The 19,086-nt window shown below is 44.2% G+C and carries 24 protein-coding genes; 2 read left to right on the top strand and 22 right to left on the bottom strand.

Going from position 1 to position 19,086, the window contains the following annotated elements; genetic code table 11:
• Nucleotides 1-20 precede the first annotated feature (20 nt).
• The 12 genes from scpB to hisS form a co-directional block, all read right to left on the bottom strand.
• On the bottom strand, nucleotides 21-731 hold the full coding sequence (gene scpB / locus G6R29_RS00405; protein WP_213808384.1) for an SMC-Scp complex subunit ScpB: 711 nt from the start codon (nucleotides 729-731) through the stop codon (nucleotides 21-23).
• The gene (locus G6R29_RS00400; RefSeq protein ID WP_238476838.1) at nucleotides 709-1,419 is read right to left on the bottom strand and encodes a segregation and condensation protein A; all 711 of its coding nucleotides are present in this window, start codon (nucleotides 1,417-1,419) and stop codon (nucleotides 709-711) included. Before G6R29_RS00400 ends, scpB begins: the two co-directional genes overlap by 23 nt.
• Nucleotides 1,420-1,474: 55 nt before the next feature.
• Nucleotides 1,475-1,831, bottom strand: a complete 357-nt coding sequence (locus G6R29_RS00395) for a riboflavin biosynthesis protein RibT (RefSeq protein WP_213808383.1) — start codon at nucleotides 1,829-1,831, stop codon at nucleotides 1,475-1,477.
• 8 nt (nucleotides 1,832-1,839) lie between these two features.
• A complete protein-coding gene (xerD, locus tag G6R29_RS00390) occupies nucleotides 1,840-2,727 on the bottom strand; it encodes a site-specific tyrosine recombinase XerD (RefSeq protein WP_213808382.1) in 888 nt (295 codons plus the stop codon).
• A complete protein-coding gene (locus G6R29_RS00385; RefSeq protein WP_213808381.1) occupies nucleotides 2,727-3,617 on the bottom strand; it encodes a CvfB family protein in 891 nt (296 codons plus the stop codon). Before G6R29_RS00385 ends, xerD begins: the two co-directional genes overlap by 1 nt.
• A 73-nt stretch (nucleotides 3,618-3,690) precedes the next feature.
• Nucleotides 3,691-4,137 carry a GatB/YqeY domain-containing protein gene (locus tag G6R29_RS00380; protein WP_213808380.1) on the bottom strand — a complete coding sequence of 149 codons (447 nt, stop codon included), beginning with the start codon at nucleotides 4,135-4,137 and terminating at the stop codon, nucleotides 3,691-3,693.
• Between the two features lie 94 nt (nucleotides 4,138-4,231).
• Nucleotides 4,232-4,420 (bottom strand): 30S ribosomal protein S21, encoded by a 189-nt coding sequence (gene rpsU, locus G6R29_RS00375; protein WP_213808379.1) that lies wholly within the window; start codon nucleotides 4,418-4,420, stop codon nucleotides 4,232-4,234.
• 107 nt (nucleotides 4,421-4,527) lie between these two features.
• Nucleotides 4,528-5,727, bottom strand: coding sequence for an MFS transporter (locus G6R29_RS00370; protein ID WP_213808378.1), 1,200 nt, complete (start codon nucleotides 5,725-5,727; stop codon nucleotides 4,528-4,530).
• 112 nt (nucleotides 5,728-5,839) lie between these two features.
• Nucleotides 5,840-6,517, bottom strand: coding sequence for a DUF6198 family protein (locus G6R29_RS00365; protein WP_213808377.1), 678 nt, complete (start codon nucleotides 6,515-6,517; stop codon nucleotides 5,840-5,842).
• A 115-nt stretch (nucleotides 6,518-6,632) separates the two neighbouring features.
• Nucleotides 6,633-7,499 carry a YitT family protein gene (locus G6R29_RS00360; RefSeq protein WP_213808376.1) on the bottom strand — a complete coding sequence of 289 codons (867 nt, stop codon included), beginning with the start codon at nucleotides 7,497-7,499 and terminating at the stop codon, nucleotides 6,633-6,635.
• Nucleotides 7,500-7,749: 250 nt separating this feature from the next.
• Nucleotides 7,750-9,534 carry an aspartate--tRNA ligase gene (gene aspS, locus G6R29_RS00355; RefSeq protein ID WP_213808375.1) on the bottom strand — a complete coding sequence of 595 codons (1,785 nt, stop codon included), beginning with the start codon at nucleotides 9,532-9,534 and terminating at the stop codon, nucleotides 7,750-7,752.
• A complete protein-coding gene (hisS, locus tag G6R29_RS00350; protein ID WP_213808374.1) occupies nucleotides 9,531-10,841 on the bottom strand; it encodes a histidine--tRNA ligase in 1,311 nt (436 codons plus the stop codon). The genes aspS and hisS overlap by 4 nt, the downstream gene beginning before the upstream one ends.
• Nucleotides 10,842-11,696: 855 nt before the next feature.
• Between hisS and G6R29_RS00345 the strand changes: the two genes are divergently transcribed.
• Nucleotides 11,697-12,515 carry an SLC13 family permease gene (locus G6R29_RS00345; RefSeq protein ID WP_213808373.1) on the top strand — a complete coding sequence of 273 codons (819 nt, stop codon included), beginning with the start codon at nucleotides 11,697-11,699 and terminating at the stop codon, nucleotides 12,513-12,515.
• The gene (locus tag G6R29_RS00340) at nucleotides 12,472-12,810 is read left to right on the top strand and encodes a transporter permease (RefSeq protein ID WP_213808372.1); all 339 of its coding nucleotides are present in this window, start codon (nucleotides 12,472-12,474) and stop codon (nucleotides 12,808-12,810) included. Before G6R29_RS00345 ends, G6R29_RS00340 begins: the two co-directional genes overlap by 44 nt.
• Before the next feature lie 43 nt (nucleotides 12,811-12,853).
• Here G6R29_RS00340 and G6R29_RS00335 read toward each other — a convergent pair whose 3' ends face one another.
• The 10 genes from G6R29_RS00335 to G6R29_RS00290 all read right to left on the bottom strand — a co-directional run bounded on the left by G6R29_RS00335 (nucleotide 12,854) and on the right by G6R29_RS00290 (nucleotide 19,081).
• Nucleotides 12,854-13,429 (bottom strand): uracil-DNA glycosylase family protein, encoded by a 576-nt coding sequence (locus G6R29_RS00335; protein WP_213808371.1) that lies wholly within the window; start codon nucleotides 13,427-13,429, stop codon nucleotides 12,854-12,856.
• Between the two features lie 12 nt (nucleotides 13,430-13,441).
• Entirely contained in the window at nucleotides 13,442-14,413 is a 972-nt protein-coding gene (locus G6R29_RS00330; protein WP_213808370.1) for an amidohydrolase family protein, read from the bottom strand.
• Nucleotides 14,414-14,518: 105 nt separating this feature from the next.
• The gene (locus G6R29_RS00325; RefSeq protein WP_213808369.1) at nucleotides 14,519-14,698 is read right to left on the bottom strand and encodes a hypothetical protein; all 180 of its coding nucleotides are present in this window, start codon (nucleotides 14,696-14,698) and stop codon (nucleotides 14,519-14,521) included.
• A gap of 49 nt (nucleotides 14,699-14,747) precedes the next feature.
• Nucleotides 14,748-15,245 (bottom strand): YbhB/YbcL family Raf kinase inhibitor-like protein, encoded by a 498-nt coding sequence (locus G6R29_RS00320; protein ID WP_213808368.1) that lies wholly within the window; start codon nucleotides 15,243-15,245, stop codon nucleotides 14,748-14,750.
• A gap of 108 nt (nucleotides 15,246-15,353) precedes the next feature.
• Nucleotides 15,354-15,545 carry a hypothetical protein gene (locus tag G6R29_RS00315; RefSeq protein WP_213808367.1) on the bottom strand — a complete coding sequence of 64 codons (192 nt, stop codon included), beginning with the start codon at nucleotides 15,543-15,545 and terminating at the stop codon, nucleotides 15,354-15,356.
• A gap of 94 nt (nucleotides 15,546-15,639) precedes the next feature.
• Nucleotides 15,640-15,924 carry a hypothetical protein gene (locus G6R29_RS00310; protein ID WP_213808366.1) on the bottom strand — a complete coding sequence of 95 codons (285 nt, stop codon included), beginning with the start codon at nucleotides 15,922-15,924 and terminating at the stop codon, nucleotides 15,640-15,642.
• On the bottom strand, nucleotides 15,905-16,126 hold the full coding sequence (locus G6R29_RS00305; RefSeq protein WP_213808365.1) for a hypothetical protein: 222 nt from the start codon (nucleotides 16,124-16,126) through the stop codon (nucleotides 15,905-15,907). The genes G6R29_RS00310 and G6R29_RS00305 overlap by 20 nt, the downstream gene beginning before the upstream one ends.
• 216 nt (nucleotides 16,127-16,342) lie before the next feature.
• Complete coding sequence (locus tag G6R29_RS00300) at nucleotides 16,343-16,981, bottom strand: HAD family hydrolase (RefSeq protein WP_213808364.1); 639 nt, start codon at nucleotides 16,979-16,981, stop codon at nucleotides 16,343-16,345.
• Nucleotides 16,982-17,138: 157 nt separating this feature from the next.
• The gene (hdcB, locus tag G6R29_RS00295) at nucleotides 17,139-17,612 is read right to left on the bottom strand and encodes a histidine decarboxylase maturation protein HdcB (RefSeq protein WP_213808363.1); all 474 of its coding nucleotides are present in this window, start codon (nucleotides 17,610-17,612) and stop codon (nucleotides 17,139-17,141) included.
• An 8-nt stretch (nucleotides 17,613-17,620) separates the two neighbouring features.
• A complete protein-coding gene (locus G6R29_RS00290; protein ID WP_213808362.1) occupies nucleotides 17,621-19,081 on the bottom strand; it encodes a basic amino acid/polyamine antiporter in 1,461 nt (486 codons plus the stop codon).
• Nucleotides 19,082-19,086: the final 5 nt, after the last annotated feature.

The following is a 19,086-nucleotide window of genomic DNA, read 5'->3' as shown; positions in this document are numbered from 1 at the left end:
TCCCGTACTTATGGTCTTTATTAATCATCTTCTGAGTGTTCATCAGTCGCTTCAGTATTATGGCCATCCCCATCCACAGCTTGCACAGCGTCAGCTGGAACGGATGTCTTATCCACTGCACCAACCGCTGCTTCAGCCGCTTCTTGTTCGGTGACATCCCCATCTTCATCAATTTCATCGAAGAGCGCGACTTCTTGTTGCTGATCCTCAGACAAAATAACGTCTTTAATATCAGGTAATTCTGGTAGTTCAGCCAATGAACCCAAACCGAAGTAATCCAAGAAATCGGTTGTTGTTCCATACAAGATTGGACGCCCAACTTCTTCCTTACGGCCAACTGGCTCAATCAACTGGTGAAGCATCAACTTCTGCAACGTTCCAGCAGAACGTACCCCACGGATTTGATCGATTTCAACTCGCGTGATGGGTTGTTGGTAAGCGACGATAACCAACGTTTCCAACTGTGGTTGCGTCAACTTGGTGTTAACAGGCAAGTCAAAGTACGAGGATACTAACTTACCGTAAGCTGGCTTTGTCACCAATACGTAACGTCCATCTGCTGAACGAATGGTAAGTGGCTGTTCACTGTCATTTAATTGTTGCCAGAGTTCATCCACTAGGGCAGGAATGGCCCCTTTTTCAAGGCCCGTTAACTTAGCTAATTCACCGGTCGAAAGACCGTCTTCTCCCGCTACGAACAGCAGGGATTCAATTTGCGAAATCGTCTTCATGGTTCACCGCTTTAATTAAAATCTCGTCTGATAGGCTTGGCTGCCAGATGGCAAGTTCCTTGCTCTTCGCCATTTCCAAAAGGCCAAGGAAGGTCATCACCAATCGTTCGGCGCCAAAGACACCATCGAATAAGGCTGTAAAAGTCATTGACTCTTCAGCTGGCAAAACCGCCAACTTTGATTTGATGTTTTTGATTCCATCCCCAATCGTATAGGATTCGGAATGAACCTGACGCGTCTTTGGCACTAAGTCCTTTTGACGAGCAACAACATTGTCAAAAGCCAGCTGCAAATCAATTAATGATAGCCCTGGTGCTAAGACTAGGTGCTTCTCATCGGCTGGTGTCTCATCCACCAAAGCAGGACGTCCAAAGGACTGCATGCCCACTTCCTGACGGTCATCAAAGAATTCAGTGGCCTGCTGGAAGCGTTGGTAAACGAGCAAACGATTAATCAATTCTTCCTTTGGATCCAATCCTTCTTCGTCATCAAGCTCTTCTTCAACTTCAGGCTGTGGCAAGAGGTCGTTTGACTTAATTCGAATGAGCTTTGCCGCCATCACCAGGTATTCAGCCGCAACATCGAGCTGCATGGCCTGCTGCTCTTTGATGAAAGACAGGTACTGCTCCGTTACTTCGGCAATTGGCAAAGCCAAGATGTCCATCTCGTGCTTTTTAATCAAGTGCAAAAGCAAATCCAACGGACCTTCGAAATCCGTGATCTTAATTGTTAAATCAGAGTTATTAATAGTGCTTTCTCCACTTATCAATGGCAGTTTGGGTCTCTAATGTTCCCATCAACGTCTTTTCGGGATTTTGTTCCTGTAAGTCCGTAAGCATTTGTGACTGCGTTGCCTTCTTAGGCGAACCAGGCGTCACAATAATACGACGTACTAAGAGAATGTTTTCCTTGTAAGTCTCATAACCTAACAAACCGGTAATGGGATCTTGAACTTCATCTTGAAAGAAGTAGAGAAAGTGTCCCTCTTTTTCGTAATCGCTCATGACCTGGTTTAAGTGGTTGAAATCCTTCAACTCAGGTACCAATGAAAAAAGGCCCATGATGGTCTTTTCATCGTCTGGTCTCGGTTGTACTAACATATGCCCTCCTATGCGCGGGGATGGAACTCATCATAAACCTGAGTGAGTCGTCCCTTTGAGATATGAGTATAAATCTGGGTGGTTGAAATATCAGAGTGTCCCAAGAGTTCTTGAACAATCCGTAAATCAGCACCGTTTTCAAGAATGTGCGTAGCAAAGGAATGACGCAGCGTGTGCGGTGAAACATCCTTTTTGATGCCAGCCTGTTCCACCAGTTTCTTAATGATTTGCCAAACGCCTTGTCGGGATAAGGAACGACCATGATCGTTTAAGAAGATCTGGTCGGACTTTTGCCCCTTTAGCAGAAACGGTCGGGAATCCCGTAAGTAACGTTTTAACCAGTCAATGGCAACCTCACCCACGGGAATGATTCGTTCCTTGTCACCCTTACCAATTGTCTGAATCAAAGCTAAGTCCAGGTGTAAGTCTGCCAAAGTCAAACCCACGAGCTCGGAAACTCGCAGTCCTGTTGCATACATCAACTCCAAGAGTGCTTTATTTCGAAGTCCTAAAGGCTTCGTCACATCAGGCAAGTCCAGCAGCGTGTCGACTTCTTCCACCGTCAACACAGCAGGTAAATGTTGCGCTTTTTTAGGTGGCTTAATCGTCTGCATGGGATCGTGTGCGACCATGCCTTCTTTTTTTAGATAGGCAAAACACTTACGCAAGGTTGTCACCATACGGGCAACCGATGAATTGGCTCGTCCCAGTGAACGAAGCTCATTCAAGAAAGTAAGAACAAGCAGGTGGTCCACGTCTTGGAGCTTTTTGTGCTTCTTTTCCAAAAACTTGGTAAAAGTCAGAAGATCTTGGTGGTATGCCGTGATGGTGTTCTTAGACAATCCCCGGTCGATTTGAACGTCGCGGAGGTAGTCTTCCATTTCAGCAGGAAGCATTAGTCTTCCATCCCCTTCTCTGTCAATTGAATACCATCTTCCACTTGTTCGATGAGCCGGTCCTTGTACAAACGACCAAGAGCCCGCTTGAACTGTGACTTAGAGAAGCCAAACTGCTTCTTAATGTCTTCGGGGTCAGATTTATCGTTAAATGGCAGGAAGTGCTTTGGCTTACGACGCAGCTGCAAGAGCAAGAACTTCGCGTCTTCATCCATCACCTTGTAAGCTGGAAGCTTCAAAGACAAGTTCACGATACCGTGTTCGTTCACGCCAAGCACGCGTGCTTCGACAACTTCACCAAGGCGTGGTTCTACTTCACGCTGTGAAGGATGAATGAATCCAAGGCAGTAATCATCAGTCAACACGAGGGTTCCAACAAGCTTGTTACGGTAAACCGTTGCCTTGATCTTGTCACCCTTCTTGATACCGGCACCTTCATGGGCACGGCGGGACACCGCTTTCACGATGTCTTGTTGCGCAAGCTGTCCCCAGAGGCGGCCCTTGTTGTCTTCTTTGATTGAAAGAAGCAAGCGGTCACCCTTCTTAGGCCAGAGTTCCTTGATGGTTGGCAGGTCATCCAATGAAACAACCAAGTCCTTGTTGTACAAACCGATGTCAACGAATACCCCAAGATCAGAACGTGATTGCACGACCTTTCCCCAGGCGTAAATGTCTTTTTGAACATCGGGGATGTTCTTTGTGATTTGCAAACGGTGTTGGTCGTTTTGGTAAGCAAAGCCCGTCACCATTCCACCTAATTTAAGCGGCTTTAAAAGCTCTAACTTATCGATTTCATACGTGTGGCCACCATCGACCTGTGCGTAGAAATAATCATCGTTTTCGTCAGTAACCTTGGCCTTCACAACCAATCCTAAACGTTCATCTGCCATATTCAAACTTCCTTTCATATTAAAAGTCAAAAAAGAAGGCAACCCTTCTTTTCGTCCGACTCTCTTCAATTCATTACTTTGACAATGCGGCCTTCACTTTGTCAGCGACAACCTTACCATCGGCACGGCCCTTTGTTTGGGCAGAAACAATCCCCATGACCTTACCCATGTCTGCCATTGATGAAGCACCCGTCTTTTCGATGGCTGCTGAAACAGCGGCATCAACGTCTTCATCAGACATTTGTTCTGGCATATAAGATGCCAAGATATCCAATTCAGCTTGCGTCGCTTCGGCCAAGTCCTCACGGCCTCCATCCTTGAATTCTGAAAGGGATTCCTTACGTTGCTTTACTTCACGAGCCAAAACAGCCAACTCTTCGTCTTCGTTCAAGTCGTGACCCAAGTTAATCTGTTCGTTCATTACTGCTGACTTGATTTGGCGGACAACGGCCAACTTTGCCTTGTCCTTAGCCTTCATGGCCTCTTTCATGTCGTTTTGTACAGTTTCCAATAAAGTCATATACCTGCTCCTTTTTAAACGTTCTACATATATTATAGTTTACCACGAGGGCACAAAAAAAACGCCAACAAATGTTGACGTTTTTACAAACGAATTAACGCTTGTTCTTCTTCTTGTTGCGCTTACGTGCAGCTTCAGACTTCAACTTACGTTCAACTGAAGGCTTAACGTAGAATTCGCGCTTCCGGTATTCTTGGAGAGTACCGTCCTTAGAAACACCACGCTTGAAACGGCGCAATGCATCATCCAAAGATTCATTCTTACGAACAACAACCTTTGCCATGTGCGATTCCCCTCCTTTCCGGCATTTTATTTCGTCTATAACGATATGCACTTAACTTAAACTATTATGGCAACAAGGCCTGTCAAAGTCAAGAAAAATCATACTTTTTATGAAAGTTTCTTAGAAAACATCTTCTTGATGTCCTTCCCTAACATCGTGATCGTAACTACAATAGCTAAGATAAGGATGAGAAGACCGTACATTCCAATTCCTGGATTAACACCAGATACTGGTGAGAAATTACCTAAGAAGGAAACGATGGCTGGCGCGAAGGCCGTCCCAACGTTACATCCAATCAAGAGAATGGAGTTGGCCAAGCCATCCGCTTCCTTTGGAATTCGACTATCGATAGTGTCGAAGACATAGGTTCCAGCAAGTGGGTATGCAAAACCGATAATGGCAACCGCCACGAGCAATAGTCCAATGTTTGAAGCAAAGTTCATCATCAAAGTTCCGACAACCATGCAAGCCAATCCGGCTAAGAGTACGTAGCGGCGAAGTGCTTTGAAAAAGGCACCAAACATAAATCCGGCAACCATTGAGGCTAAGGTATAACCCGTGATGATATAGGAAGCGGTGGTTCCGTTTCCCATGTGATTTGCCACAACAACGGAAGGCGTCAAAACGTTCACAATGGCCATTCCGATGGTCAATGCACAGCAGAAGACAGCTGACCAAACGATTGGCCATGAGAGCTTAGGCTTGGCGGCCTTCTTCTGCTCTTTCTTTGACATATGGTATTCAGGCACGACTTTGGTGAAGCCTAGGAAGACAATAAAAATCAAACCATAGGCTAAGAAGGCAGCCTGCCATGAAACGTTCAAAAGGAATCCTGCGAGCAAGTTAATAATGCAGATTCCAATTGGCTCAAAGGCGGAACGCTCACCCAGCATCTGGGCTTGATCGTCTCCTTCGTAGTACATGTTAATCAAGGTATAGGCCAGGGAATTTGTCATTCCAATTCCGATACCAAAGATAATCCGGCAAAGTAAGACAAGCCAGATGTTTGACAAAAGAGCGGGTGCAACACCGGAGATACCCATGAGGAGCATACCGATGCTGACAATCTTCTTAATTCCAAAGCGGTTTGCTAACTGACTTGAGAAGATTAAAACGATAAAGGCGGGCACCTGTTGAATGGTGGCAACCATGTTCACCAACGTGCTTGGATAACCTGCAAAAGCCTTTTGCATAGCTGGAAGCGCTGGTGAAATTGCTGTTCCTGAAGTAATGATCAGTGAAACGGCCAGAATCCAAAAACGGTGCGTCGCCGTCTTCGGGTCCCATTTTTGTCTTGATTTAGACATTGAGACACATCCTTTCATTTCTTTCTATATATTCATTGTACTCCTTTTCGAAACAAAGATTAAATCTAGCATTACACCTGTATAAAAAGTAAAAAAGCCTGCATGGCAGGCTTTAATCATGACGTTGAACTGTGAAACGGTCGTTATGTTTCAGGGACGTAAAGGCGTGCTTATTAAAGCAGTCGATAAGTTCACCGTTAAAGGCCAAAGCTAGGATTGTCCCTAACTGCACCCCGACGAGCTCATGTTCTTTCAAAGCTACTAACAAAATAATGAATACTGCAGGCGCAAAAGCAACGATCTGCCCCAAGAACACATTTCCTCTGAAGAACCGGCAGGCCAGGATGTCTGTGAGTGAATCCGTTGGATACATCCAGAGATTAGCCCGTTGGTAAAAGGACGTACCGAGGCAGACAATAAGAATACCTAGTACGACTAGTCCAATTTTCTCCATCGGTCCGGCATGGACTTTGCCCTGATAATAAGAAAAAGTCGACACGAAGACATGAATCAACTGGGCGAAAAAGAGCACGAAGAAGAATTCCCCCACGGCCGTAAACCAGTCCCACTCTTTCACGAGAATGGCGTTTACAAAGATCACGATAACGCCAAGAGCAAACCACATCAGCGCAAAGGGCTGATGGATGACGGTTCCAACGCCAAGTGCCGAAGCCGTCCACATGCCGTTTCCAGCACCGGACACAATAGTCATGGCGTTTCCAGCCGCTACAAGCACGAGGCCGATTAAAAAGAAAAGAACTCTTTTACTGATTGTGTTCTGTTTAGTCATATACTCCGGAGTCCGTTTTGTATTGTTTTTACAAGTGGATACGAAACAATACTTGATAACATCAATATACCAAAAATAGAAAAGAGCAACCAAGCGGCTGCTCTTTTTATTTTAATTAAGGTTCTGGTTCGTAGAAGTGCCCACCCGTGTGTTCCACCTTTGATTCGGAGTAAAACGCCGCTGGATCAACTTCGCGAATTGCTTCTCGCAAGTCGTTTAATTCGTGCTGCGTCACAACGGTAAGCAAGACTGACTTATCTTTTCCAGTGTAGCCTCCGTGAGCTGAATCGATGATCGTTACACCACGACGCATATTGTTTTGAATGTGCTCACACATCATTTCTGGCTTGTTCGTCACAATCATCTCTTGGATTTGTTGCTGATGGGTATAGAAGACATCAATAAAGTGGGCTGAAACCACGACTCCAATGATGGAATACAAGGCGTACTGCCAACCGTAAGTCAAACCGGCTCCAACCATGATGGCCGCATTAAAGGCAAGGTTAACTGATCCGACCTTCGTATGGAACTTTTGCTTGGCAATCATCCCAATAATATCCAATCCACCGGTTCCAAGGCCACAGCGCAAAGCTGTTCCAACAGCCATTCCGTTCAAGGCGCCACCAAAGATGGCACACATCAATGGGTCTGGCGTCAAAACCGTGTTCGTTTGGAAAAGTGGTACAAACAGCGCTGACATACCAACGGCAAGTGCCGTAAAAATGGCAAAACGCTTTGAAAGCGTCAACCAAGCGACAATCAACAGTGGTAAATTGGCAGCAGCAATTCCCCATGCAACCGGGAAGTGGCCGTGAGTCAATGTATCAATCAGCTGCGCTAAACCGTTAAATCCGGATGAATAAATGTGTCCAGGAATCCAAAAGTAATTCAGTGCAATGGACACCGCAAAGGCGTAAAGCATGGCCCCCATAATCTGATGATAATAATGGTGATTCAATTTTTTTCCTAATTTGATTAGCATGATCTTTTTGCTAAGTAGACTCAGGTAAAGCCCTTGTTCTTAGCATCTTTTGCCAAAATTCAGCCTGGCCGTTGGCTGGGTTCACAACAAAGCAGTGAACTACCCTATCATTTTAACAAGAAACCATAAAATATGGGAACAAAATAGGCATTTGTCTTTAAAATGTCATAAAAATTGCGAATAAAAAACGCTGTGTCAAAGTCAAAACCGACCTTGATGCAGCGTTTTATCATTATTCTTATAAGTGAACTTATTCAGCAGAATCGTTTGCGTCAGATTCCAATCCCAATTCAGCTAATTGCTTAGCGTCAACTGGCGTTGGGGCTTCCGTCATTGGTTCAGTGGCCTTTGAATTCTTAGGGAAGGCAATCACCTCACGGATGTTATCTTGTCCTGCCAAGAGCATGGCCAAGCGATCCAATCCAAGAGCGATTCCACCCATTGGTGGGAATCCGTATTCCATGGCTTCAAGCAAGAATCCGAAAGCTTCTTGTGCTTGTTCTGGCGTGAATTCCAAAGCGCGGAGCATCTTTTCTTGAATGTCCATGCGGTGGATACGGATTGAACCTGAACCCAATTCGTAACCGTTCAAGACCAAGTCATATGACTGTGCGTGTGCCTTGTGTGGGTCTTCGCCTTCGTTCAAGTAGTGCAAGTCTTCTTCGTTTGGCATAGTGAATGGGTGGTGAGCCGCAATCCAGCGATCAAAGTCTTCTGAGTATTCGAAGAGTGGCCAGTCAACGATCCAGGCAAAGCGCCATGGTGTTTCTTGGTCAATCAAGTTCATTTCCTTAGCCGTTTGACGACGAAGGTAATCCAGTGAAGCAGCTACCACGTCAGCACGTCCTGCACCGAAGAGCAAGAGATCGCCAACCTTGGCACCAGCGGCTTCCATGACTTCCTTCGCCTTTGCATCGTCGAAGAACTTAGCGATTGGTCCAGTCAAACCTTCGTCTGAAACCTTCATCCAAGCAAGTCCCTTAGCACCGAAACGTTCGATGTATTGACCAAGCTTGTCGATGTCCTTACGTGAATATGATTCAGCAGCACCAGGAACGGCCAAAGCCTTAACAACTCCCCCGTCCTTCACGGCGTTAGCAAAGACACCAAAGTCTGAATCCTTCACAACGTCTGACAAGTTCTTAATTTCGTATGGAATACGCAAGTCAGGCTTATCAGTACCGAAGCGATCCATTGATTCTTGCCAAGTCAAACGATCGATGTCTTCCAACTTCAAGTCGTAGTTCTTTACATCCTTCATGATGTGTTGTACCCAGTGGCCAACTAATTCCTGAATTTCAGGAGCAGACATAAATGACGTTTCCAAATCGAGCTGCGTAAATTCTGGCTGACGGTCTCCACGCAAATCTTCATCACGGAAGCATCGAGCAATTTGGAAGTAACGGTCGAATCCAGCACCCATCAAGAGTTGCTTGAAGAGCTGTGGTGACTGTGGCAAGGCGTAGAAAGAACCCGGGTAGATACGTGATGGTACCAAGTAATCACGGGCACCTTCTGGCGTAGACTTCGCCAAGTATGGCGTTTCAATGTTGATGAAGTCGTGTTCTTCCATGAAACGGTAAGCCGATGACATGATTTTTGAACGAACCTTCAAGTTCTTCTGCATGACTGGGCGGCGTAAGTCCAAGTAACGGTATTGGAGCTTCAGTTCTTCACCAGCTTCAACATCGTCTTTGATATCAAAGACTGGCGTCTTTGAATCAGCAAGTACTTCGGCCTTTGTGACCTTCACTTCAACGCCACCGGACTTAATCTTATCGTTGTGTTGCCCTTCGGCACGCGCAACCACTTCACCTTCAACGGCGATAACGTATTCGTTACGAACGCTTTGAGCAACTTCCAAAGCTGCTTCTTCTTTGTTTGAGAAAGTCAATTGGACGATACCTTCGCGGTCACGCAAATCAATAAAGACTAATTCTCCGAAGTTACGGCGCTTTTGCACCCAACCAGCTAATTGGACTTTTTGTCCAATGTACTTTTCATCGACTAAACCTGCATAGGTCGTCCGCTTCATTTTCCTTCCTCCTCTGCTGACAAAGCAGCAATCACAGTTTCCATCTTTTCCTTCACGTAAGCCAAGTTCAAATCCGCTTGGCTTCCAGTGACCATGTCCTTAACCTTAACCTCGTTTGATTCCACTTCGTTATCACCAATGGTAATGACGAAACGAGCCTTACGACGGTTAGCCGTCTTGAATTGGGCCTTCACGGAACGATTTTCAAAATCCATGTCGGCTGAGTAGCCGAGATCACGCAAGTTCGTAGCCAATTCCAAAGTCTTCAACACACTGTTGTCCCCGATGTGGGCAATGTAAAAGTCAAGCCCGTCTTCGTCCAAGTTCAACTGGTCTTGGGCTGTCAACAAGGCAATTAAGCGTTCCACACCCAAACCGAATCCGATACCTGGTGTTTCAGGGCCACCAAATTCTTCGACCAAACCAGAGTAACGTCCACCACCAGCAATGGTAGCGGCCCCCTTCAAGTTCGGATCAGTCGTCATCACTTCAAAGATGGTGTTGTTATAGTAATCCAATCCACGCACCATGTTTGAATCAATTTCGTATTCAATACCCAAAGCATCCAAGTAGTTTTGAACCGCTTGGAAGTGAGCCTTTGATTCTTCAGACAAGTAATCAAAGATCGTTGGTGCACCTTCAACGATTGCTTGGTCGTTTTCATCCTTTGAATCAAGAACACGCAATGGATTCTTTTCCAAACGTACTTGAGAATCCTTTGACAACTTATCGAAGTTTGGCTTCAAGTAGTCAATCAAAGCTTCCCGGTATGCCTTGCGTGAATCTTGGTCACCCAACGTGTTCAAGGCAACCTTTAAGTCCTTTAATCCCAGTGAAGACAAGAACTTAACAACCATCGTAATCACTTCGGCGTCCAAGCTTGGTTCCGTTGAACCGAAGGCTTCCACACCGATTTGGTGGAACTGACGGAAACGTCCAGCTTGTGGACGCTCGTAACGGAACATTGGTCCCATGTAGAAGGTCTTGTATGGCTTTTCGTGTTCTGGACCGAAGAGCTTGTTTTCAACAAAGGCACGAACAACACCTGCCGTCCCCTCTGGACGAAGTGCCATGTGACGGTCACCCTTGTCCATGAAGTCATACATTTCCTTTGTCACGACATCTGAAGTGTCACCAGCTGAACGTGAGAACAAATCAAATGATTCGAAGATTGGTGTACGGATTTCACCGTAGCCATAACGTGAAAAAGTCAAACGGGCTTGTTGTTCAATCTTCTGCCAGGCCAAGACCTGGTTATCAAATAGATCAGCCGTTCCTTTTGGCTTTTTAAAACTTGCTTTTGCCATATCTTGTAATTGACGCTTTGCGTCGCCTCCATTTTATTTAATGAATGAATCAAGTAACCAAAAAAGCGCCCCTAGAAATACAGAAATGCTGCATCTCTAAGGGCGCTTTGGCGCGGTACCACCTTACTTTCGTGTGCAAAGCACACGCTTTAGTCTGTAACGAAGACTTACGGCTGGGTTAACAGCGCCTTTGTAGCTGTCATGATAACGGTTCTTGCCTGACTCTCACCAACCGTCAGGTCTCTAAAACAAGAATTCGATATCTCTTACTACTTCATCGGCTATTTGTTAGTTTCATTGTAGCAGTTTAGGTTAACCTGTCAAGGTAGAATGATGTTTTAAAAAAAACCTCAGCAAATAAAATGTGCTTGCGAGGACTTTTGGGAAGTTTTATAATGAGTGTATAGAAAAGGCAGGGTAGCTGGTAACTACCCTGCCAAAGCAAACCCGTAAAACGGTAGCTATCTTTTTGTTATTTGTTAAATAACCGTCAGTTCGCCAAAACTCAGACGGTTATTTTTTTTGCTCGTTTTTACGGAGCTCAATTTTTAATAACCAGCCATCGATCCAGATTTGAATCAGGCTGAGCACTAAAAATAGGATGTCTTCCTTGGACATCAGGCTTTTCCTTTCCTAGGATGTGCTTGTTTGTGGGTTTTACACCATAAGCATCACCTCCTTTTTTGAAAAGGATAGCCACCGTCTACGTTGTTTGCTACCAACAGAATAGCACGAAAAATGACTTTGGCAAGAACTTTTTTAAAACGCTGAAAACGTTGATATAAATACATTTTCAGCACTTTTATTTATTATTTTGTTTCAGTAAAATGGGCATTAATTGGAGGAGAAAACACCATGCAAACCGTCATAAAAAAACTGAAAAACGACTACCTTTTCATCGGCACAACGATTGCTGTTTTAATCTTCGGTCTGCTTGGTCGGGTAAGCTGGTCATTCATTTCACTGCCAACCGTTCTCTCCCTTCTTTCCCTATTAACAATGGTGACACTCTACCAGTCACTTGGACTTATCGATGCCTTAGCCGATTACTTCTTAAAGAAGGCAAAGACGACGCGGTCATTGGCACTGGTCTTGTTCTTGTTGGCTTTTTTCTCAGCCATGGTCGTCACAAACGACGTGGCGATTTTGACTTTATTACCACTTGTCTTCTCATTAGCAGAGAAAAGTGACCTCCCATTGATTAAGGTGAGTGCACTAACCGCCATTTACGCCAACTTGGGTTCTGCGGTTTCGCCAATTGGTAATCCGCAAAACATTTATCTATTGGCACACTACCACATCCCCTTTACTCAACTACTTGAACCGACCTGCTGGTTACTTATCTTTGGATTAATTAGCTTCCCCCTCTTTTCTTTAACTATTCCAAAAAAAGCAGTCAGCCCAATTAATACAACAAGAGCTACTAAGAAATTTTCTCGTTCTGATCAGATTCTTTTAATTGTCTTTACGGTCGTTGCACTCGCCTCACTCATTACCCAGAAAAGCTTAACCACAACATTGGTCATGACCTTTATGATTAGCAACTACTTCGATAACTCTGTTATCGAAAAAGTCGACTACGGTGTCGTCATTTCAATTGCAAAACTTCTTCTTAATTGTAAGCGCACTGATGTCCTGGCCATTTATTTTTCAAGCACTTTCATCAATCGGTGAGCATCCCTTTAGCTTGTTCACCTTCGGTGTTTTCATCAGTCAAATTATCTCAAACGTACCAGCTGGTGCCCTGCTGGCACCCTTTACGAGTCATATAAATGCACTCTATCTTGCACTTTCGGTTGGTGGCTTTGGAACGCTTGTTGCTTCTCTTGCCAACTTACTCGCTTACCGGCAGGTGAAGGCCAATCAATCAAGGCAAACGACAATGCAATTCTTCAAGACATTCACCGGTTACAATGTCTTGTTCTTGATTCTAGGTTTTGCTCTTTCTTATCTGTACATCCTCCTATAAAACATATAAAAAACCGTCAGCGTAAAACTGACGGTTTTTTTAATTATTTTGTTTCGAGAATTTCTCGAACACGCTTTTGAAGTTCGGGGAGTACATCTTTTTCAAACCATGGGTTCTTGGACAACCAAATGTTATTACGTGGCGAAGGATGAACAATTGGGAAGTACTGTGGCCAGTATTCTTTCCAGTTCTTAATCGTTTCCGTCATCGTGACAGACGACTTCAAACCGAGGTAGTAGCGCTGGGAATACGAACCAACCAAAATCGTGAGCTGACGATTTGGCATTTGTGCCAAAAGCTTGGTATGCCACTTCTCAGCAATGCCCTTGCGCGGCGGCTTGTCACCGGATTTGGCTTTGCCAGGATAGTAGAAATCCATGGGAATAATGCCAATATCGCCAGAATCATAGAACTCCTCTTTACTGATACCGAGCCATTCCCGGAGACGGTCACCAGAGGCGTCGTTAAACATGATACCCGTTTCTTGTACCTTTAAACCTGGTGCCTGACCAATAATCACAATCTTAGCGGTCTTTGGGGCGACAAAGATTGGGTCCAGCCCCTTCTTTGTATAGTCCGCATTTATCGGATCAGCTTTAATTTCATCGAATAAAGACATATCAACCTTCTTTTATTTCATTGCGGGGTCAGAGGCCTCTTCTGCTGCTTTAACCGCGTGCTTGTTAAAGTAGACGCGATTAGCGTTATTAAACATGACATCCTCTAGTTCAGTTGCTGAAAAGATGTTGGCTGCGTCCATCCATGTGGCCAGCTCGTGGTATGTGTTAAAGGTAGCCGACCATGGTGAATCCGTTCCCCAGATAAGGTGGTCAGCACCCAATGCCTCTTTAGCCATCTTCACGACCTTCTGGCAATTCTCATATGGGAAAGTCGTCTCCCCCATGATGTCTTGAATGGCAGACAAGTCAGTGTAGACGTTGTCCTGCTCAGAAAAGAGCTTCAAGGCGTATTCCAAACGATCCAAGTGATTGATGTTTGGAAAGGACAAGTGGCAAACCACAAAGGTCATGTTCGGATAGCGCTTTGCTAAATTAGCAATCGCTTCTGGCTGGTAAGAGATTTGGTCAGAAGCTCCGTAGTCAACTGTAACCGTCATCCCCTCATACTGGGATAGGTAGTCAAAAATTTGAAGGCAGTTCGGTTCACTATCCAACTTAAATGGGTGCTCAGTATGGTAACCATGGAGGCCACCACCCTCAGAAATTTCAAACTTGATGGCACGAAAGCCAAGGTCCTCGACATGACGCTTGACGATTGTCATGAAGTTTTCTGCAAAGGGATCAACGGAGAAAGCGGCGATAAAACGGCCTGGATACTTCTTGACCATTTGGTAAGAGTAGTAGTTCTGATACCCGTTTAAAGAGCCCTGCAGCAACACGGCTTTATCAACTTCGGAACCTTCCATCAATTTCATGGCAGCTTCGGCCTTGAATGATGAATCGCCCGATCCATCCGGAATCAGCTTAATCACTTCACCGTCATCCCAGATGGCCTTACCGTCCCCTAAGATGTTCAAACGGCCCTTACCGTTTAATCCCGCAATCGTTTGCACCAAGTGCAGGTGCCCATCAATCTTTTTCATCGTTGTCCCCTTTCAATCGAGATTCTAATTCTATTGTACACTCTCTTTTCCCTAAATAAAAAAGTCAAAACCGCGGGCTGGTGCGATTTTGACTTTTATAATTTTTTACATCAAATTGTTCATAATCAGGAGTCCACCACCAATCAAGAAGATGATGGTTCCCCAGAACAATTGTGAAATCACTGAGCGATCCCCGAAGTACAAGCGCAAGAGTGGCGCCGTGTTTCCGAAAATCAACACAATGATTCCGATAAAGACAAGTGCTAATCCAATGAGTGATAACATGTTTGATTATCCTTTCAAGCAAATAATGCTTTCAATTATAGCAGGATTTTTAGGCTTTGGCTAAGATATCAATCTCGGTTTGGTCGATGATGTGGCCCTTCATGGCCTTGTACATCTCGTTCAAGTAGAAGCCGTTTTGCAAGTCGAGCTTTTCATCCAGGGCGTAGACCGTCAGTGTGTACTGGTGGTCCTTGTCAGGTGGCATTGGCCCAGAATAGTGTTCGGTCAGCGCTTCTGAGAAGTCTGGGTAGAACTTTGAGGCCAAGCTGTTCTTTCCTTGAATAATATCTTTGTTTTGACGGGATGAATCCTCAGGGATTTCCGTCACCGGACCGAAGTTACATGCAATCCAGTGGATGAATGGAAAACCACAAACTGGAACGGCATCATAATCAATAAAGGTGATGGCCACGTCCTCAGTTCCTGATGGTAATTCGGACAAGTCGATTGGCAGTGAGCAAACCGGCTTCCCTTCTAATTTAAATTCTTCTGGTGCGTACTTCCCATACTTATCGGGTAAAGTACCGTTTACAGTTTTAATCGCCATGGAATCTCCTTTCAAATGATTCTACATGTCTATGATAACAAAAAAAGAGAAAAACGGCTGAGTGCTCCGTGTTTCTCTTTTTTTAAATAACTTGCTACGACTGTCTGATCAGTCATAGGCTTTGAGCATATCGTCGTAACTAATACCAAGTTTATACGTTTCTCGATTCATTGCTTTTTCCTCTTGCAAATTAACATATCCAAATCCATTTTTTAAGTAAAAGTCGATTGCATCAGGAATGCTATCAACGACGACACCAGCAAAAGCTACACCGTGCTCCGTGCCGATGTCTAATAACATTCGAAAAATATACTCTAGAATCATGGTCCCAAAATGCCAGCGCTCGTTCAATACGTCATGTTGTCGAGACTTGATTACCGATAAATGGTCAATCTTAATAACCGGAATGGAACGATATATGCTCGCCCCCCCCGAAAGTTCGTTGACGATTGATATCCACAAAGGTATCTGTACTTTCCGAAGCACATAAAGCATATAAACCAACTAAATTATCTTCGCAATAAACAGAGGTCAGAGCGGTTACGTGGTTCTTTTCCAACTCCTTATAACCCTGTTTTGTAAAATAATCGAGTTTTTGATTACCACAAGTATAGTTGTCGAACTGTTCTGTTTCTATCAGTGAGGAAACTGGGTAAACCTCAAAGTTTGATTTCTCCATTTTCCACCGCTTTCATCATTCGATTAAACTGCTTTTCTACTTTTTCGAACCGGGCTTTTAACTTAGCTCCGTTGGCATCCGACTCCTCTTTCGTTGGGAAAAAAACTTTCCGCCAGCGTTCATGTACATCTTCAATGGTTTCGTTTTTGGCTTGCTCTTTAAACTTTCGTGCAAGTTGCAAACTCTTTTCTTTACCTGTCATAACATTCTCCTTTTCTGTTTCTATCTCAATAGAAACGGTATGCAGGTGTCAGATAAATTCCGACATCTAAGTGACTGTTCTTGCTATAGCGCTATTTACACCGTTATCTTATGGCCGTCTTGAGAGATAAGCAAGAAAAATCAACTTTCAATGTCGATTAGGACACGCAAAATAAAAAAGCGGATGAGCAACGCTCATTCGCTTTTCTTTTCTCAATTATATGTTCAACCAATCCTTGGCATCTTCAAAAACATAGTCCGGTTGTTCTGACTTCAGCGCCTTGACATCATGGGCGCCCCAAGCAACAGCACCAGTATGGACACCAGCGCTCTTTCCCATTTGAAGGTCGAAAATGGCATCGCCAATCATAATGGAATCGTCCTTATTCAAGTGACCACTTTCAATCACAGCGAGCACACCATCTGGTGCAGGCTTAAAGTGCTCAACATGATCAGAGCCAATAACCTTGGTAAAGAGTTGATTAATCCCAAGGGTCTCCAAGTTTCGCAGGAGCGCAGTTGAGTGCTTACTAGAAACCACATAGAGCTTCTTTTCTTCGCTCACAAGCTCCTCGAGCGTCTCCATAATGCGGGGAAAGAGCACCAAGTTCTCTGCCTCTAAACTACGGTAGTGCTTTCTGAAGGTCTCTAAGAGCCTGTCAAAGTCAGATTCGGACACGGCGCTTGGCAACATCTTCTTAAAGGAAACCTCAATTGGAATCCCCATGTAGTAGTTGATGTCTTCTTCAGAAGGGGCTGCGTACCCCTCTTCTTTAAAGGCCGCTTGCGTGGCGAGGACGCCAGTTTTCCCAGAATTAGCTAACGTACCATCAAAATCAAAGATAAAGTTTTGCATTTGCTCTCCCCATTGCACGTATTGTTAACGTATTAACTCAGAAATCTCTTAAAAATTGAAGATTATGAATAGCCAATATAAAAACTTTTTTCTATAAAAGGACAATAAAAAAGGACCAGTTAAAGTTGAACTAAAACTGGTCCTTTAACATTTCCTATTACTTACCAGCTTTTGGTAAAACAGGATTTAAGGAATCATAATCGTGTTGGGATATTTGTCCCGTCTGTAATTCATAACGGAGCTGATCAATCAGTTCAGCATGTTCAGGATTCGTTAATACGCTATTTTGCAACGGCTCTGTCGCATTGTATGACGCTTTGTAGATTGATTTTGGATCAAGCGTTTGAGTAAAGTCATACACTCGTCCTTCATGAATCTCATGCAAAGACAACGTTAATTCAGGTGTTTGAATCAACAGTGCTCCTTCTGGCGCGCCAGAAATGAACTTTGTCGAAATTCCCTGCTCACGCAGAACCTTTTCAAACGTACTTTCCGTCTTGATATACAGATAATTGGTATCGAAAAAAACACAAGCGTCTTGTCCCTTTTCATCTTTTCCGAAAAGGATTTTAGCGGGATTGATTTTTTCATTTTCAATCAAGTGATTCACTTGTTTTCTAAACTTATCCATTTAACATCCTATGCATACATAATCAGTAAGCTAATAATCGCAACCGCAAGAATACAGATAATAAAGATCTTTTCATACTTCGTAAAGATCGTTGAATGCGTTTCGCTAGGGATGTGCTTACGTGCCCACATGTATACCGGGATACCAAGCGCATAAATGATAAAGGAAAGCGCCGTGTACTTTACCCCTGCTGAGTAACCCATATAAAGGGTACCTAAAATCGCAAGGAATGAGTAAACGAGTGGCTTCGTACGTGAGAACGTAATCTGAGCACCACTTGGGTTAAACGATTCTTTATTCAAACTGATCTTGAAAAGGTACATCATTGAGATCAAGTATGGTGGAACAGTCATCGTTCCAACAATCGTCAACATGGTATTAAAGGCCTTGCCGGCAAAAGCCGTTGAGAACAAGATTACCTGCATAACGATTGTGGATACCACGATGGAATAAGAAGGCATGTTGTTCTTATTCACTTTCTTAAAGGACTGTGGGAAGGTTCCAGATTTAGCCGCAGCACGTGGCATTTCTGAAAGTAACAAAACCCAAGTCAACCAAGAAGCCAAAACCGCGATAATCACACTGATTCCGATGACCAAACGACCAATTGGACCATAAATGATTGATAGCAAAGCCCCGGTAGATGGGGAAGCCATGTTTGCAATCTCACCATAACTGCGGAATCCAAGTGCCAAAACAGAAACGGCAGCGTAGATAATCAAGCAAATGATGAATCCCCACTTCGTGGCATCACGAACATTCTTTTGGCTCTTTGCGTTGCCTGACAAGACAACGGCACCTTCAACACCACCAAAGACCCAAAGGGTAACCATCATGGTGTTCTTAATTTGGTGGAAGAGTGAGCCTATGTTCGTATCTTGTAAGTGCGAAATCGTCTCGCTTCCCATGATGTTTGTTGTAAAGGTTTGTGGATCAAAGACAAAAATCATGCTGACAATGAAGAAGACGAGTGAAAGCAAAATCACTGCCGTTGAAATATTGTCGACCCAACTAGCACCTTGAATTCCCTTCAAAACGAGAGCGGTCATTAGCCAAAGAATCACCGTTCCCAAGATGATGGAATTAAGATTGTTTCCACCCTTAAAGACACCAGGGAAGAAAGCGTCTAATGTTGAAGCAAGAAGAACGGCATAAGTGACGTTAGCGAAACACTCACAAATCCAATAGCCCCAACTGACAAAGAATCCGGTAAATTTACCAAATCCATCTTCTGCGTACATGTAGAGGCCTGACGTATAATCAGGTCGTAATTTTGACAAGAACAAGAATGAGTAAACCAAACACCAAATAATGGCACCTGATACAGCCCATCCAAGTAGTTGACCAATTAATCCAGCATTTGATGCCATGTTTTGGGGCAGATCATACGCTCCACCACCAATCATAGCCGGAACAATCAAACCGATTAATCCAATTGTTCCTAATTTTTTTGCTTGTTTTGTAGCCAAAATAC

The sequence above is a fragment of the Fructobacillus broussonetiae genome (assembly GCF_018437275.1).
Taxonomy (GTDB): domain Bacteria; phylum Bacillota; class Bacilli; order Lactobacillales; family Lactobacillaceae; genus Fructobacillus; species Fructobacillus broussonetiae.
The sequence above is the reverse complement of the archived record's forward strand: the minus strand, read 5'-3'. Positions and strand labels throughout refer to the sequence as shown.

Bases quoted from the DNA above. Each gene is read 5' to 3' on its own strand.
- hdcB (WP_213808363.1), bottom strand. From the start codon at position 17,612: ATGGATAAGTTTAGAAAACAAGTGAATCACTTGATTGAAAATGAAAAA.
- aspS (WP_213808375.1), bottom strand. From the start codon at position 9,534: ATGAAGCGGACGACCTATGCAGGTTTAGTCGATGAAAAGTACATTGGA.
- rpsU (WP_213808379.1), bottom strand. From the start codon at position 4,420: ATGGCAAAGGTTGTTGTTCGTAAGAATGAATCTTTGGATGATGCATTG.
- G6R29_RS00360 (WP_213808376.1), bottom strand. From the start codon at position 7,499: ATGCTAATCAAATTAGGAAAAAAATTGAATCACCATTATTATCATCAG.
- G6R29_RS00300 (WP_213808364.1), bottom strand. From the start codon at position 16,981: ATGCAAAACTTTATCTTTGATTTTGATGGTACGTTAGCTAATTCTGGG.
- scpB (WP_213808384.1), bottom strand. From the start codon at position 731: ATGAAGACGATTTCGCAAATTGAATCCCTGCTGTTCGTAGCGGGAGAA.
- G6R29_RS00340 (WP_213808372.1), top strand. From the start codon at position 12,472: ATGTCCTGGCCATTTATTTTTCAAGCACTTTCATCAATCGGTGAGCAT.
- G6R29_RS00395 (WP_213808383.1), bottom strand. From the start codon at position 1,831: ATGTTAGTACAACCGAGACCAGACGATGAAAAGACCATCATGGGCCTT.
- G6R29_RS00345 (WP_213808373.1), top strand. From the start codon at position 11,697: ATGCAAACCGTCATAAAAAAACTGAAAAACGACTACCTTTTCATCGGC.
- G6R29_RS00310 (WP_213808366.1), bottom strand. From the start codon at position 15,924: ATGGAGAAATCAAACTTTGAGGTTTACCCAGTTTCCTCACTGATAGAA.
- G6R29_RS00320 (WP_213808368.1), bottom strand. From the start codon at position 15,245: ATGGCGATTAAAACTGTAAACGGTACTTTACCCGATAAGTATGGGAAG.
- G6R29_RS00365 (WP_213808377.1), bottom strand. From the start codon at position 6,517: ATGACTAAACAGAACACAATCAGTAAAAGAGTTCTTTTCTTTTTAATC.
- G6R29_RS00330 (WP_213808370.1), bottom strand. From the start codon at position 14,413: ATGAAAAAGATTGATGGGCACCTGCACTTGGTGCAAACGATTGCGGGA.
- G6R29_RS00385 (WP_213808381.1), bottom strand. From the start codon at position 3,617: ATGGCAGATGAACGTTTAGGATTGGTTGTGAAGGCCAAGGTTACTGAC.
- xerD (WP_213808382.1), bottom strand. From the start codon at position 2,727: ATGCTTCCTGCTGAAATGGAAGACTACCTCCGCGACGTTCAAATCGAC.
- G6R29_RS00335 (WP_213808371.1), bottom strand. From the start codon at position 13,429: ATGTCTTTATTCGATGAAATTAAAGCTGATCCGATAAATGCGGACTAT.
- G6R29_RS00370 (WP_213808378.1), bottom strand. From the start codon at position 5,727: ATGTCTAAATCAAGACAAAAATGGGACCCGAAGACGGCGACGCACCGT.
- G6R29_RS00325 (WP_213808369.1), bottom strand. From the start codon at position 14,698: ATGTTATCACTCATTGGATTAGCACTTGTCTTTATCGGAATCATTGTG.
- G6R29_RS00380 (WP_213808380.1), bottom strand. From the start codon at position 4,137: ATGACTTTATTGGAAACTGTACAAAACGACATGAAAGAGGCCATGAAG.
- G6R29_RS00305 (WP_213808365.1), bottom strand. From the start codon at position 16,126: ATGACAGGTAAAGAAAAGAGTTTGCAACTTGCACGAAAGTTTAAAGAG.
- hisS (WP_213808374.1), bottom strand. From the start codon at position 10,841: ATGGCAAAAGCAAGTTTTAAAAAGCCAAAAGGAACGGCTGATCTATTT.
- G6R29_RS00315 (WP_213808367.1), bottom strand. From the start codon at position 15,545: ATGTTATTAGACATCGGCACGGAGCACGGTGTAGCTTTTGCTGGTGTC.